Consider the following 14,751-nt stretch of genomic DNA (forward strand, 5'->3'; position numbering starts at 1 on the left):
GAGGGCCGCCGCTCTTTTTTCCTCTCCAGGAAAAAGATTAGTATAAGGGCACTTTTCCGCTCCCGATGGATATACGCACGTTGAAACCACTCCACCTGCTGGCGCTCTGCGTCCTTTTTCCGCTCGGCGCGCTGGCCGCAAGAACCTCTCCCGATCCTTTACTGGCCTCGCAGATTGTCGATCGCTACGCGCAGAATATCTTCTATAACACCAAAGCGACCGGCATGGCGATGGTGGCGATTGACGCCAACCAGCGCGTCTTTACCAGTCTTGGCTCGGTGCGTCCCGGCAGCAGCGTCAGGCCGCAGAAAACGTCCGTTATCCGTATTGCTTCGCTGACCAAGCTGATGACCAGCGAGCTGCTGGTTAAGCTCGCGGAGAAAGGCGTGGTGCGGCTTGACGATCCGCTAAGCAAATATGCGCCGCCGGGCAGCGCGGTACCGGCCTATGCAGGCCAGACGATCCGCCTGATTAATCTGGCTACGCATACCAGCGGTTTGCCCCGCGAGCAGCCCGGCGGCAAGCCGAACCGGCCTGTTTTCGTCTGGCCAACCGCCAGCCAGCGCTGGAACTGGCTGAAACATGCGCAGCTGAAAGCCGCGCCGGGCACCCGCGCCGCCTATTCCAATCTGGCTTTCGATCTGCTGGGCGATGCGCTGGCTCGCGCCGCAGGCACCTCCTATCCGGCGTTGCTACAGCGTGAAATTACGCGCCCTTTAGGCATGAAGGATACGACTTTTACCCCCTCGCCCGAGCAGTGTTCGCGTCTGATGATCGCGGAAAAAGGCGCCAGCCCCTGCACCAATACGCTGGCCGCTATCGGCAGCGGCGGCGTCTATTCGACGCCTGACGATATGGGACGCTGGATGCAGCAATTCCTGTCTTCCGATCTGCAGGCGCGTTCGCCTCAGGCCGATCGCATTCAGACCATGATTTATCAGCGAGGCCAGCTGACCAACGTCGAGGGAATGGACGTGCCGGGCAAAGCCTCCGCGTTGGGTATGGGCTGGGTTTATATGGCGCCGCAGGGCGGCCGTCCGGGCATTATCCAGAAAACCGGCGGCGGCGGCGGCTTTATTACCTATATGGCGATGGTGCCGCGCTATAGCGTCGGCGTGTTTATCGTGGTGACGCGCTCGCCGCAGACCCGCTTCACGCCAATGAGCGATGGGGTGAACAACCTGCTGACGGAGCTTATCGGCAACACGCCGGACAGCGCGCAGCTGGCCGCCTCCATAATGGAAAGCGAGTAGCTGTCGACGGCGATGGTCTTGCTGGGTTATCGCCGCCCTGCCGTACAAGCATATTGAAAACGGGGCAGCGGTATTCGTCTGAGCGGGGAAACCCGCTCTTTTCCACCGACATTTCCTGAGCGCCCCGGCGTTTGTTAAGCTGGGCTTTAAAGTTCATTTATCAGGAGCCAGCGTGCAGGAAAAAACAGAACCGGCAGGGAAAAAACCGCGCGAACCTCGTACACCGCGACAGCCGCGCACGCCCAGAGAAACGCTGGAACCGCGTGAACCAAGAGAGCCACGGGAACCGCGAACGCCGCGAGAACCGCGTAAACCCCGAGAACCGCGCGCACCACGGCAGTCACGCTTGCCAGAAGAACGGCACACGTCAGGAGAGTCGCATACGCCAGGAGACACTAGCGTACTATGGGAGCTGTGCCCATCAGCAGAGGCTTGCACGCCAAAAGAGTCTCGTGCACTACAGGGGCTGTGCGAATCAGAAGAGCCTCGCATGCCAGAAAAGACCTGTACACCGCGAGAACCTCGCCCATCAGAAGAACCGCACGAGCCCCGTCAGACCAAAGCTGACGCCACGCCTTGCTCTGAAAAAAGCGGATGGACCGGCGCAAAAAAGCGGATTACGTCAGGCATAAATAAAATCAGGCAGAGAATATCGTCGCGTCCGGGCTTATAAGACATCGGCCGCCAGGACGCCTTTTCCTTTATTTCGGCCGGGCTGCCGAGCGTTCAGCCCAACGATGCTATTCAACGCGAATGTAATGGCCAGCCGCAGAAACGTTATGACCAAACCCGCAGTCACCGTTAACCTGAGTCGTTAAATCCATTGGGGTAAAGAGCAGCGTGACATCACAGTTGCCCCAGTCACCTTCCTCACGTTGTTGCAGTACGCCTCTGCCGTTCTGGATGGTGGCCTTTCCTTCAAGGCTGCCGATATTCGGGCCGTAATACATCGCCATCAGCCCTGGCGAGACGCCATCAAAGTTAATTTTGTAGTGGTCCTGTTCTGCCGAGATGCTGTAGCTATTCCACATCCCTTTTCCTGCGTATTCCCAGTATTCACCAGCGGGCGAAGCAGGCTGCGGTAAGGCAGCAAGTTTCTCTTTTATTAACCCCAGATTATATTGCGATTTGGCGTCTTTCTCATCAATCAGCAGCCAGGCTTTTGCCTTACGATAGTCTCCCTGACGTATCCAGGTGAGCGCCACATTATTATAAGCTACCGCAATAGCGCTATCTGGAAGCTGGCAACTTTCACTCCAGGCTACCTGTTCTGTATAGCTGTAGCGTGCCTTTTCATACTGCTTTGCTTTATAAGCTTTATCGCCTGCTGCGGCATAGTTCTTAATTTTCATACAGTCGATTTCAGGGTGATCCGCATCGGCAAAGGCCATCATTGGGGAAACCATCAAAACTCCGGCCGTGATTGCACGTAACATAGCTCTACCTTATAAAATTAACGGACCCGCAGCTTAACAAACCCTACCGTAAAGATAAGCCCTGATAGTCATTACTCCATCCTGAAGACTCGCCGTGACCTGATCTTAATCAATACTCGTCCGGGCATTCCTCCGCATATTTCCAGCCAGTGATAATAACGTTTGTGATTTTAAAAAATTTGAAACGAGTGGAGAAGATGATGCTACAAAGAATGATTCTGAACGAGACCTCCTGGTTCGGTCCCGGCGCTATCTCGCAAATCGTCCATGAGGTCAGCCAGCGCAGCCTTAAAAAGGCGCTGCTGGTTACGGATAAAACACTGCTTAAAGCGGGCGTAATTGAAAAGGTCACCGCGCTGCTGGATCGGCATCATCTTCCTTACGTCATTTATGACGAGGTGGTGCCGAACCCGACTATCGCCGTCGTTACCCAAGGCGTGGCGGCATTTAAAGCCGCACAGGCGGACTATCTGATCGCCATCGGCGGCGGCTCGCCGCAGGATACGGCAAAAGCTATCGGCATCATTATCAACAACCCTGAATTCGCCGATGTTCGCAGTCTGGAAGGCTTTGCCAAAACCAAAAATCCCTGCGTACCGATTATCGCCATTCCGACCACGGCAGGCACGGCGGCGGAAGTCACCATTAACTACGTGATTACGGATGAGGAAAATCGCCGTAAATTTGTCTGCATCGATCCGCACGACATTCCGGTCGTCGCTATTATCGATGCGGACATGATGGCGAGTATGCCGCCTTCACTCAAGGCCGCCACGGGGATCGATGCGCTGACCCACGCTATCGAAGGCTACACCACTAAGGGCGCCTGGGAGCTGACCGACGCGCTGCATCTGAAGGCGATTCAGATTATCAATCGTTCGCTGCGCGCTTCCGTAGCTGGCGACAAGCAAGGCGTGGAGGATATGGCGCTGGGCCAGTACGTGGCAGGCATGGGCTTTTCCAACGTCGGGCTGGGCCTGGTGCACGGTATGGCTCACCCGCTGGGCGCGTTCTACAACGTGCCGCACGGCGTCGCCAATGCCATTATTCTGCCGCACGTTATGGCGTGGAACGCCGATTTCACCGGCGAGAAGTACCGTGATATCGCCCGTGCGATGGGCGTCACCAGGGTGTGCAGCATGAGTCTGGGCGAGGCAAGAGAAGCCGCTGTGGAAGCCGTCCGACAGCTTTCTGCCGACGTCGGCATCCCTGCCCGCCTGCGCGATGTGGGCATGAAAGAAGAAGATATTCCGGCGCTGGCGCAGGCCGCCCTGGACGATGTTTGCACCGGCGGCAATCCACGAGAAGCAACGCTGGACGATATCGCCAGCCTCTACCGCAAAATCTATTGATCGCACGCTATGCAGGCCGCTGCGCCTGCATGTTGCGCAGGCAGTGAAGCCGCCTGCCGGAACGCTGCTGAATGATTGATGCCGCAATCGGCCAGGCACAAGATAGCTGATGGCGGCGTCATGGCTTGATACATGACAAAAAAGAGTAAGCAGATGCGGTGTGCCCCTTGCTGCTTTGCTAACGAACGGCTCGTTCAGGGATGGTTACAGTGAAATACGCCTCAATACCTTTTAACCAGAATCACAATGGCTGGCTGCGCGAGACGCCTGCAAGCCGTCCTGCGCTGCGCGGCGACTGCGAAGCGGACTGGGCGATCGTCGGCGCAGGCTTTGCCGGTCTGGCTTTCGCTCGTCGGCTGGCCAGTCACAATCCGAACCTGAAAATTGTGGTGGTTGATGCCGCCAGCGCGGCGGAAAGCTCTTCAGCCAGAAACTCCGGCTTTGCGATCGGCCTGCCGCATAATATTGGCAGCTCGACGGCGGAGCTGAAAAAGGCGCAGGATTATCGATCCTTATTACAGGCCGGGATCGACGAATTAAAAACGATCGTGACGGATCGAGGGATCGATTGCGAATGGGAGAAGGCCGGGAAGTATCACTGCCAGGCCGATGCACGCAGCGAAAGCGTGTTGCAGGAGTATCGCGATAACCTTGAGCTGATGGACGAGGCTTATGAGGTGCTAGACCGCGAGACGCTGTCGCAAAAGCTGGGCACGCATTTTTATCACAAGGGCATCTATACGCCGGGCGCGGTGCTGCTCAACCCGGCAAGCCTGGCGATCGGGCTGGCCGCAACGCTGCCGGAAAACGTCACTCTTTATGATATGACGCCGGTGATGGCCATTCACTACGGCAAAATAAATCGCCTTGTCACGCCTTTCGGCACGCTTTGTGCGCCGAAAGTGATGCTGGCAACCGCTGCCCTTTCCCGCGAACTGGCACCGGGCATCAGCAAGCAGGCGGCCATGGCGACTTTCGCCAGCCTGACCGCGCCGCTAACCGATGAACAGCGCCAGCGGCTGCCGATCATGAAGAGCTGGGGCCTGACGCCGGTTAACGCCATCGCGGGCGCCACGCTGCGCTACACCGCCGATCGCCGCATTTTAATTCGTCAACACGTGGTGCCGGCCCTACACGGCCGCGTAACTGCTACGCAAACTTATGCCGCCACGCGGCTGCACAGAGCCACTTTCGACAAGATTTTCCCCCAGCTCAGGGACGTCAGCCTGACCCACAGCTGGTCGGGAACCATCAGCGTAACCCGCAACGGCGCGCCGGTCTGGGGCGCGCTGAGCGGCGCTGTTTACACCGCCAGCGGCTGCAACGGGGCGGGGATCTCTAAGCAGACTATCGCGGGATCGCTGCTGGCCGATTATGCGCTGGGCTATGATAATCCGCTGACGGCCACGATGCTGGCGCTGGGCGAAGCAAATTACCTGCCGCCCTCCCCGCTGCTGGATGCGGCCATTGCTGGCTCGCTGCTGAAAGAGCGCTGGCTGGGGAGAAACGAAGCGTAAGGCGGGCACCGCCGCGAATCGCTTTATTTACTCAGCCATTAGCGGCGGCGTAAGGTTTTAGGTAGTAATGCCTTTGAATAGCAAGCCGGACAGCTCTGACTGTAGCTACAGGCAATTTTGCAGCGTAAATATCAGACAGACATATACGCTGCAGACTAAAAAAATTAAAAACCGGGCTTTATTATTCCGTCGGCCTCTCCGCTCAGCCAAATCTCGTCATCTCTGCCAGCACACTGTAATTATCTTCTACCGGCAGCAGCTTTTGCTATTTATCAAACATCGGCCAGGGTCAGGAAGCGCCAAAAAGGAGACGATCGCCGATCTGAATATCGCCGCACGACCAAAGCAGGCTCAGGCAGCGCGGCGGCATTCCATCTGTATAAAAAATATTTGTCAGCTGTGAAGCCGTGCACTATTAAAGCGTATTGCTTACGTTACATTACCCTGATATCGACTTGCATAAGGTATTTAGCATGGAAGCTGAATATAAGATCGCGGATTTTCTGGATACGCACAGGCTGCAAAAGCTACAGGACAACTTCAGCCAGACAATGAGGATTGCGCTGGTAGTGGTGGACGCCACTGGTCTCCCCGTCACCAGGCCAAGCGGCTTTTCTGACTTTTGCGCCCGCTACCGCCAAAACCCGGACCAGGCGGAACGCTGCCACGCCTGCGACAATGCCGGCGGTCGGGCGGCCATGCAGGCGCGGAAACCGGTCATCTACCGCTGCTGCTGCGGCATGGTTGAGTTTGCCGTACCTGTGGTTATTAACGAGCATTATCTGGGCGCTTTTATTGCGGGTCAGGCCAGAGTTGAAGCGGAAAAGGCAAAAACGATCCCCTGCATTCTGCCCAATCGCCCGCGTCGAAAAATCACCCCCTCTCTGAAGCGCTTTCATCAGGCGATACCGATTACCCCCTATCGCCGCTTTGAGCTACTGGCTGAAACCCTGCTGCATATGGCTTCCTGCCTGGTGGAACAGGCCTGGGCCACCACCATCCAGCGCGAACTGCATAAAAAAGAACGGCAGCTGACCCGTGAATTGCGCAGGCGAGTGGAAACGGAAAAACTGCTGCACGAGGCGGAATTTAAAGCGCTGAGCTACCAGCTTAATCCGCATTTTTTATTTAACGTGCTGAATACCATTGGCCGGCTCGCCTTTCTGGAAGAAGCGCCGCGGACGGAAGCCATGGTGCATGATTTCTCCGATATGATGCGCTATCTGCTACGCAAAAATAATCATGCCGTTATCACGCTTGAACAAGAGATCCACTACGTCAACAGCTATATGGCGGTGCAGAAAGTCAGAATGCCGGACCGTTTCACTTATCTTTGCGCTATTCCGGAAAAATATTATGGCGTCGCCTGCCCTTTTTTAACGCTGCAACCGCTGGCGGAAAATTTCTTTAATTACGTTGTTGAGCCGCGGGAAATACCTGCCGTACTCCATATTCGCGCAACCGACGATGGTCGCGATCTTATTATTGAGGTCAGCGATAACGGCGATGGCATCGCACAACAGACGATAACCCAAATTTTAAGCGGGCCACCGGACAATAAACAGGGAATAGGCATCAGGAATATTATGCAGCGCCTGCAGCTGCTGTTTGGCGACGCTTACGGGCTGGAGATCTTTAGCGCCCACCGTCCCATGATGGGCACCACCATCAAACTTCGTTTTCCTCTTCGGCCTCAGTCGTAACACAGGAGCCGGTTATGTCCACCGTGGTGATAGTTGAAGATGAACCGATGGAAGCGGAAAGCCTGCGCCGCATCGTAGCGGCCAGTCAGCAAGGCGTGCTGATTTATGACGCTCCGACCGGTAGAAAAGCCATGCAGCTGATTGATGAACTGCCGCATATCGACCTGATTTTTGTCGACCTGACCATTCCCCGCCCCGACGGCAGGCAGGTTATTCAGTATCTGCGCACCAAAAGCAGCGCTACCCGTGTTATCGTCACCAGCGCCAGCGACGACTTTGATCTTCTCCGCAGTATGCTGCCTTTGCAGATTGAAGATTATCTGCTGAAACCGATAAAAAAGCAGGCCATCATTGATAAGGTTAACGGTAGCCTGAACGCTGATGCGCACGGAACCGCCCATGGCGAAGCGCTGAAGCGGCGGCTTCAGACGCTTATTGCCCGGTGTGACTATCCGCAATGGCATGACCTGCTGTTGGACGTGCACAGACGCGCCTTTTTTGGGGACAACCAGGCAAGCCGCGAGCTGGTTCTGCTGCTGGAACTGATATGTCGGCAGGCGTCATTAAGGCCGCCGATGCGGGAAAAGATCGGCATGCTGGCGCTACAGGTCGGGCAGGACGGTGTGAGCAAGGCGCGCTACCGGCGTCTGGTTCTGCTGCTGTTGCAGGCAAGCCGGGAAATATTTGATGCAGCCCTGAAAACAAGCACGCAGTCCTTTGTCGCCCGAGCAAAATTTCATATTGAACGAGGCATAACGGAAAACGTTACGCTGGATGGTATTGCCGCCAAATCTTTTATCAGCGCCTGCTACCTGAGCCGAAAATTTAAAAAAGAGACGGGCACAGGTTTTTCCGCTTACGTTACCCATCGCAAAATGCAGTTTGCCTGCGCCCTGTTACAGTTCAGCGATCTGAATATTCATACTGTTGCACTGGAGCTTGGCTGGCAGGATGCCAACTATTTCTGCCGCATTTTTAAAAAGGAAACGGGCATGGCGCCGTCAGACTACTGTCGTCAGATGACGGCGACCGGAAACAATAAAGACCAGACAAAAAAGTCTCTGTAACGGGCAAAATAGTTTCCCTGGCTCCGTCAGGGAGGCCGGTAAAATAGCGGGATAACATTAAGGAGAACGCTATGCCCGGAAAAAGCCTTGGGCTGATTGAAACCGTGGGGCTGGCCGCCGCGGTGGAAGCCGCCGATGCGGCCCTGAAATCGGCTAACGTGACGCTGGCAGGCTGCGAGCAGACCAAAGGAAACGGTCTGATACTGGTGAGATTAACGGGAGAGGTGTCGGCGGTGAATGCTGCCGTCGAAGCAGGCGCGGCAGCAGCCAGCCGCATGGGCAAGCTTTACGCCCATAGGGTCATAGCCAGAGCGGCAGAGGGCATTGAGGCGATGACGCAAATTACCTGTAAATCGGTAGCCCCAACGCGGCCTGCTTTGCCTGCCGACACAGGCGCGAAGACTGCTTTGCATGACGACGTAACGGCGAAAGCTGTTGTGCCTGATGATATATCAATACAGTCGGTTTTACCTGACGACGTAACGGCGAAAGCTGTTATGCCTGACGATACATCAATGCCGGTTTTACCTGGCAATGTAACGACGAAAGCTGTTGTGCCTGACGTCACCTTAACGCAGCCGGTTTCGCCTGGTGATGCACCAGTACAACCCAGATCCGAAGCAGAGACAGATCCGGTCAATAACGGAGCGGATATCAACGCCAACGAGCCGTCTTCCGATGCGATATCCCCTGTTCAGGATGCTGTAACTAAAGGTAATAAGTCGGCACGTCGTTCCGGTCAACGCAAAAAATAGGCGGTGGTGGCGCCGCGCTTTTCCTTATCACCAGCCAACCGTGCGTCTTTCCTTTACCGCAGCCGATCTCGTATCTTTACCACCAGCCAAACCGTATACCTTTCCTTTACCGCGGTCGCTCCCGTGTCTTTATCACCAGCCAAACCGTATACCTTTCCTTTACCGCAGTCGATCCCGTCTCTTTATCACCAGCCGACCGTGTACCTTTCCTTTACCCCAGTCGACGTGCTTTTACCCCCGGTCAACCGTGTCATCTCCTTTACCCCGATTGCCCCTCTGCTTTGATCACCAGGCGACCACGTGCCCTGGCCGTCGGCCAGCGCTGCCCGTTTGTTGCGATCGCTTAATCACCATCGCTAGCCGCCGGTATGGCAGGTAAATCCCAGCCCTTCCACTACCGCTTTCAGCGGCCCGATGTCGACCTTAACGGCGCTTTCCCGCAGCGGATAGTCACGGCCCAGCAGAGCATATTTGTTTTCGCCAAAATTATGGTAGGGCAGCAAATGGATCTCGGTGACGTTCACCATCAGTCGGGCGAATTCCGCGATGCGCCGAACCTCTTCGGGGCTGTCGTTAACGCCGGGGATCACCGGCACACGCACCACCGTTTTGGTAATAAAAGAGATGCGCAGCAGATTTTCCAGAATACGTCGGTTATCCACGCCGGTATTTTCCCGGTGCACCGTCGGATGAATAGCTTTGATATCCGTCAGCGCCAGATCGACCCACGGAAATACCTCATCAATCACCTCTTTACTGGTAAAACCGGTGGTTTCTATTGCGGTATGCCAGCCCTTCGCCTTGCAGGCTTTCAGCAATTCGCGAGCGAACTCAGGCTGCGCCAGCGGCTCGCCGCCCGAGAGCGTGATACCGCCGCCGGATCGCCGGAACAAATTTTCCTCTTTCTGTAGCTCGCGCATTACCTGGCCGACCGTCATGCGCTTGCCTTTCATCTCCAGCGCGCCGGTCGGACAAACCTGCGTACAGTCGCCGCACTGCGTGCAGCGCGTGCGATCCACAAAGAAAGGATTGTCCGGCGACAGCGCCTGCGTGGGACACACGCTCAGGCACTCCCCGCAGCGGATGCAGTCACGGTTTTTAAAAAGCAGCTCTGGCCCGGGGCGCTGCGACTCCGGGTTGCAGCACCATTTACAGGCCAGCGGGCAGCCTTTAAAAAACGGGATAGTGCGAATGCCCGGCCCGTCATGCAGCGAATAGCGCTGAATATTAAACAGCACGCCTTCCGTTTCGTAGTCGACTTTCATCCTGTGTCCTGCGGGCTGGCAACCACGCCGGCCGCATCAAAAGTGCTGTTCGGTACGGCTGATAATGTCGTCCTGAACCTCTTTGGCCAGCACCACAAACTGCGCGCTGTAGCCCGCCACGCGCACCACCAGATCCTGATGCTGCTGCGGATCTTTTTGCGCACGCAGCAGCGTGTCGCGATCCACCACGTTGAACTGCACGTGCATCCCTTTTTTATCAAAATAGTTGCGTACCAGGCTGCCGAAGTTGCGCAGCCCTTTCTCCCCCGCCAGCGCGGAAGGCAAAAACTTCTGATTGTAGAGGGTGCCGTTAGAGGCGATAAAGTGATCCAGCTTGGCTACCGAGCTGGCGGCGGCGGTCGGCCCTGAGCCGTCTTTGCCCTGCCGTGGCGACACGCCGTCTGCCAGCGGCGCTTTTGCCAGGCGACCGTCGGGCAGCGCGCCCACGTCCTTGCCAAACAGCACGTTGGCCGAGACGGGATAGATACCGGCCTGAAACTGGCCGCCGCGCGGATTGCGGTATTTTTCCACTTCGCGACAGTAGATCAGCGCGCAGCGCCGGGCCACCAGGTCTACCTCGTCAATATCATTGCCGAAGCAGGGCGTATTTTCCAGAATGCGGCGGATCTCAGCGAAACGCTGGCTGCCTTGCGGGGCCGCCGTGGAGGAGAGCCGACGATAAACTTCTTCTTTGATCGCCGCCGCGTCCAGCGATCCGTCCCGATCGATAATTTGCTGTACCATGGCGCAGAGGTCGTTTTCGCTCAGCGATGCCTGAGGCGAGCTGTCGGCTGCGTGACCAAAATTGCTTTCCAGCGCGCTTTTCAGTTCAGCAAGCGTCAGCTTGCCCTCTTCAAACACCTGCTTCTGGATGGCGTAAACGGAGTCGCCGGTATCGGCCACGCCAAACGCCTGCGGGCCGGTAAAGTTATAGATAGCGCCGCCTTCCTGCAAGGATTTGCCCCGCCCGATACAGTCATCCACCAGCGCAGAGAGAAACGGCAGCGGGCAACGTTCGCCGTGCGCAAGGTCGACGCTGTTGCAGGCCTCTACCAGCTGATGGACGAAATGCGTCATCTGCTGCTGAAAAGCCTGGTAAAAGTCGTCCATGCCGCGCCAGCTGGTCATCTCGCCGGTTATCGGCCCCAGCTGCTTGCCGCCTGCCCGTCCGTTGTTCAGCGTGATTTCCAGCACCTTAGCCACGTTAAAGAAGGCCGCGTCGTGCCAGCCTTCGGTACGGTGCGGCGCCTGCGGCTCCACGCAGCCGATAATGCAGTAATCTCTGGCATCCTGCAGCGAAACGCCGCGATTCTGCAGCGCCGGGATAATCACCTCGTCGTTATAAATGGCCGGAACGCCTAACCCCAGACGCACCACCTCGCAGGCGCGGAACAAAAACTCGTCGGGCGTGCCCTGCCAGACGCGAATGGAGAAAGAAGGCTGCGGCAGGCGAACGTGCGCGGTTGCCTCCATGCACATATAGCTCAGCGGATTCGTAGCGTCGCGCCCCTCTTCCGTCTGGCCGCCAACGCAAAGGTTCTGGAACACAGCATAACCGGCGAAAGCCTGCGCGGAGACTTCGTCGCGGGTTTTATTGATGTCGTTAAGCTTGATCCAGCAGCAGTCCACCAGCTCCTGAGCAAACTCCGGCGTAATGCTGCTGTCCGCCGCCAGATAAGGATACATATACTGATCGAAACGGCCTGGCGAAATCGAGTGGCCGCTGGATTCAATCTGCAACATGCTCTGAATAAACCAGAAGGTCTGACAGGCCTGCCAGAAAGTGGTCGCGCCCTGCTCCGGCACCTGTCGGCAATTTTGCGCAATCTGCTCCAGCTCGCGTTTGCGCTGCGGATTGTTTTCCGCCTGCGCCAGCCGCGCCGCTTCCTGCGCATAGCGATGGGCAAAAGCGATAGCGGCCTGATAGCTGATAATCACCGCCTGATAAAACTGCTCTTTTTTCAGGTAGTCGGGGCGGCTGCGATCCAGCTTCGCCAGCGCCTCGTTTACCTCTGCGATAATGCCGCGAAAGCCGATGTTCAACACCTTGCCGTAATCCACGCTGACGTGCCCCACGCCGCCATAAAAGTAGTTGCCGACGGTAAAAACGCCGCCCGCCATGCTCTCTTTGGTGGCGTCAGACATATAGGACGCGGCCAGCGAGCTGGTGGTTTTGCCCGGCCAGTATTTAAAGGCTTCGCTCAGCGCCTGGGCGGTTTCCTTTTCGATAATAAAGGGATCGGCCAGACGGTGCTCCATCGTTTCGAACTCTTTTTCCACCCATTCAAAGGAAAATTCCGGACAGATTTCGGTAGAGCGCGGATGGATGGTGACTGCGCCGACAATCAGCTCATCCGCGCGGATGGTGATCGGCAGCTCGTGAAAGATTTTTTCAATAACTCTGGCGCGCCGCATGATGGCGGGCAGATGCTCATACTGCTGATAAGCCAGCGTCGCCAGCGTGGCGCGCTCCGATTCCACGTACGGCTTCGCCTGCAGGAGCGTGTTTTTAAGCCTGAGGATACGATCGGTCGGACTGGAAAAGCCTTTTTCCAACATAGTGATAACTCCCGAAAAAGCGTTTTGTTTATGGCCCTGGGGCTTAAGCGCCGAGGTGCTGTTCAATCAGCCGCATCGCCTCCGCCACCGCCGCCACCTCGCCGAAGATCGCCAGCGAAGTGATATGCTGCGGGCAGCTGCCGAAAATTTCCGAAACCATGACGTCGGCGCCTTTACTGGCCAGGTCGGCACAGAAATAGAGATCGGGCACCGGCAGCATTAACAGCGCGACGGCGTCCACACGCAGCAGATCCAGCCGCGTTCTGAATTCCGACGGCATCCGGCGCCTGAGCATCGCCAGCGTTTCCGGCGTGGGGGCGTTGATAATGCGCGTTTTCATCAGCGGATATTCAGCGCCTCGACCATGACGCAGCGGCGCCTTCTGGCGAAGGTGCGCGCCGAGGTCAGTCCTTCGCCCGTTGGCCCGGCGATAGTAAAGGTGGTGTGGCCTTCGCCGCCGACGCCCAGCCCGGCGTAAGACGGCCCGTTTTTCACAAAGATGGTGGTTTGGATCTGCCGCGCCATGCGGGTCAGCTTCTCTACGTTGGTAGAGTGCATCACCGCCGTATGACGGTTGCCCTGCTCCACGCAAACGGCCAGCTCGATGGCTTCGTCAACGTTATCCACGCGCACCAGCGGCAGCACCGGCATCATTAATTCATGCACGACAAAAGGATGCGTCGCTTCGGTTTCGATCAGGATGACTCTGGTTTCCGCCGGCGCATCAATGCCCAGCTGTTGCAGGATATAGCGCGCGTCTTTGCCGACAAACGCCGTATTCGGGCCGCTGCCTTTGTCGTTCAGCACCAGCGTTTGCAGCTGCTGAATAAGCTTTTTGTCGCTCAGCAGGTAAGCGCCGCTTTTCTTCATGCAGTGGATCAGATAATCCGCCGCCTGGCTGACTACAATCACCTCTTTTTCCGCCGTGCACGGCAGGTTGTTGTCAAAGCTACAGCCGTTGATGATATCGCGCGCGGCCTGTTCGATATCGGCCGTTTCATCCACGACGGCAGGCGGATTGCCCGCGCCTGCGCCAACGGCTTTTTTACCGGAGGACATCACCGTTTTCACAATGGCCGGGCCGCCGGTCGCCACCAGCATAGCGATGCGCGGATCCTTAATCAGCGCGTTGGTATTTTCTACAGAGGGCTGCGCAACCGTCACTACCAGATTATCCGGCGCGCCCAGCGCGGCGAGCTTGTTATTGATAAGCGCCACCGTATACAGCGACACTTTGCGGGAGCGAGGATGCGGACTGAAGACCACCGCATTGCCGGCGGCCAGCATACTGATGCTGTTATTGATTAGCGTCTCGGTCGGATTGGTAGTCGGCGTGATAGCACCGATAACGCCATAGGCCGAATATTCCGTCAGCGTCAGGCCGCCATCGCCGCTTTGCGCGCAGGTCGGCAGGTCTTCCGGGCCGGGCGTTTTCAGCGCGGCAAGGCGGTTTTTAATCACCTTATCCGCCACGTTGCCCATGCCGGTTTCTTCAACCGCCATGCGGGAGAGCGTTTGCAGCACCTCCTCCTGTAAAAACGCCTCGCGGATGCCGTTGATAAAGGTCGTGCGATCCTGCATAGAGCAATGGCGATACTGCACCTGGGCCAGCACGGCCGCGCCGATCGCCTCGTCCATCGTGGCGAAAACGCCTGCTTCCTCCGTCTCCGTGACGGCGGATCTTTTCGCGTCTTCCGGGTTTGCGCTGCTCTGCGCCAGCGCCCGGGCGACCATGGTCGCCAGCGCCGGATTTTCGGCATCGGCAGCGGGCGTGGTGCGGGTAAATTTGCTCAGGACGTTTTCCACCGCCTGAGCGATCTCGCTGTCATTCATGCTTCCCTTCC

General features: G+C 57.0%; 11 protein-coding genes. 6 read left to right on the top strand and 5 right to left on the bottom strand.

Features of this window, described 5'->3' with window-relative positions:
* The first annotated feature begins 65 nt into the window (after positions 1 to 65).
* Positions 66 to 1,253: a D-alanyl-D-alanine-carboxypeptidase/endopeptidase AmpH gene (gene ampH, locus ACVWZ0_RS19295; protein ID WP_253458157.1), complete on the top strand. Its 1,188-nt coding sequence runs from the start codon at positions 66 to 68 to the stop codon at positions 1,251 to 1,253.
* 740 nt (positions 1,254 to 1,993) lie between these two features.
* Here ampH and ACVWZ0_RS19300 read toward each other — a convergent pair.
* Entirely contained in the window at positions 1,994 to 2,644 is a 651-nt protein-coding gene (locus tag ACVWZ0_RS19300; protein WP_301729991.1) for a tetratricopeptide repeat protein, read from the bottom strand.
* Positions 2,645 to 2,889: 245 nt separating this feature from the next.
* On the opposite strand from ACVWZ0_RS19300, the gene fucO reads away from it, so the two are divergent.
* From fucO to ACVWZ0_RS19325, 5 genes are all read left to right on the top strand, one after another.
* The gene (fucO, locus tag ACVWZ0_RS19305) at positions 2,890 to 4,041 is read left to right on the top strand and encodes a lactaldehyde reductase (protein ID WP_253461216.1); all 1,152 of its coding nucleotides are present in this window, start codon (positions 2,890 to 2,892) and stop codon (positions 4,039 to 4,041) included.
* Between the two features lie 209 nt (positions 4,042 to 4,250).
* Entirely contained in the window at positions 4,251 to 5,558 is a 1,308-nt protein-coding gene (locus ACVWZ0_RS19310) for an NAD(P)/FAD-dependent oxidoreductase (RefSeq protein WP_253458150.1), read from the top strand.
* Between the two features lie 473 nt (positions 5,559 to 6,031).
* On the top strand, positions 6,032 to 7,261 hold the full coding sequence (locus tag ACVWZ0_RS19315) for a sensor histidine kinase (RefSeq protein ID WP_253458146.1): 1,230 nt from the start codon (positions 6,032 to 6,034) through the stop codon (positions 7,259 to 7,261).
* Positions 7,262 to 7,275: 14 nt separating this feature from the next.
* A complete protein-coding gene (locus ACVWZ0_RS19320) occupies positions 7,276 to 8,328 on the top strand; it encodes a helix-turn-helix domain-containing protein (protein WP_253458142.1) in 1,053 nt (350 codons plus the stop codon).
* 71 nt (positions 8,329 to 8,399) lie between these two features.
* On the top strand, positions 8,400 to 9,083 hold the full coding sequence (locus tag ACVWZ0_RS19325; protein WP_301289657.1) for a BMC domain-containing protein: 684 nt from the start codon (positions 8,400 to 8,402) through the stop codon (positions 9,081 to 9,083).
* Between the two features lie 356 nt (positions 9,084 to 9,439).
* On the opposite strand, the gene ACVWZ0_RS19330 is transcribed toward ACVWZ0_RS19325, so the two are convergent.
* The 4 genes from ACVWZ0_RS19330 to ACVWZ0_RS19345 are packed head-to-tail and all read right to left on the bottom strand — an operon-like array spanning position 9,440 to position 14,740.
* On the bottom strand, positions 9,440 to 10,348 hold the full coding sequence (locus ACVWZ0_RS19330; RefSeq protein ID WP_253458139.1) for a glycyl-radical enzyme activating protein: 909 nt from the start codon (positions 10,346 to 10,348) through the stop codon (positions 9,440 to 9,442).
* 36 nt (positions 10,349 to 10,384) lie between these two features.
* Entirely contained in the window at positions 10,385 to 12,907 is a 2,523-nt protein-coding gene (grpM, locus tag ACVWZ0_RS19335) for a glycyl radical diol dehydratase GrpM (protein WP_253458136.1), read from the bottom strand.
* A 43-nt stretch (positions 12,908 to 12,950) separates the two neighbouring features.
* A complete protein-coding gene (locus ACVWZ0_RS19340) occupies positions 12,951 to 13,247 on the bottom strand; it encodes a hypothetical protein (RefSeq protein WP_253458133.1) in 297 nt (98 codons plus the stop codon).
* Entirely contained in the window at positions 13,247 to 14,740 is a 1,494-nt protein-coding gene (locus ACVWZ0_RS19345) for an aldehyde dehydrogenase family protein (RefSeq protein WP_253458130.1), read from the bottom strand. The genes ACVWZ0_RS19340 and ACVWZ0_RS19345 overlap by 1 nt, the downstream gene beginning before the upstream one ends.
* Between the last annotated feature and the right edge of the window lie 11 nt (positions 14,741 to 14,751).

Source organism: Erwinia sp. TECH1 (assembly GCF_054057575.1).

Coding starts and splice junctions, on each gene's coding strand:
- ampH (WP_253458157.1), top strand. CDS start 66: ATGGATATACGCACGTTGAAACCACTCCACCTGCTGGCGCTCTGCGTC.
- ACVWZ0_RS19300 (WP_301729991.1), bottom strand. CDS start 2,644: ATGGCCTTTGCCGATGCGGATCACCCTGAAATCGACTGTATGAAAATT.
- fucO (WP_253461216.1), top strand. CDS start 2,890: ATGCTACAAAGAATGATTCTGAACGAGACCTCCTGGTTCGGTCCCGGC.
- ACVWZ0_RS19315 (WP_253458146.1), top strand. CDS start 6,032: ATGGAAGCTGAATATAAGATCGCGGATTTTCTGGATACGCACAGGCTG.
- ACVWZ0_RS19320 (WP_253458142.1), top strand. CDS start 7,276: ATGTCCACCGTGGTGATAGTTGAAGATGAACCGATGGAAGCGGAAAGC.
- ACVWZ0_RS19325 (WP_301289657.1), top strand. CDS start 8,400: ATGCCCGGAAAAAGCCTTGGGCTGATTGAAACCGTGGGGCTGGCCGCC.
- ACVWZ0_RS19330 (WP_253458139.1), bottom strand. CDS start 10,348: ATGAAAGTCGACTACGAAACGGAAGGCGTGCTGTTTAATATTCAGCGC.
- grpM (WP_253458136.1), bottom strand. CDS start 12,907: ATGTTGGAAAAAGGCTTTTCCAGTCCGACCGATCGTATCCTCAGGCTT.
- ACVWZ0_RS19340 (WP_253458133.1), bottom strand. CDS start 13,247: ATGAAAACGCGCATTATCAACGCCCCCACGCCGGAAACGCTGGCGATG.
- ACVWZ0_RS19345 (WP_253458130.1), bottom strand. CDS start 14,740: ATGAATGACAGCGAGATCGCTCAGGCGGTGGAAAACGTCCTGAGCAAA.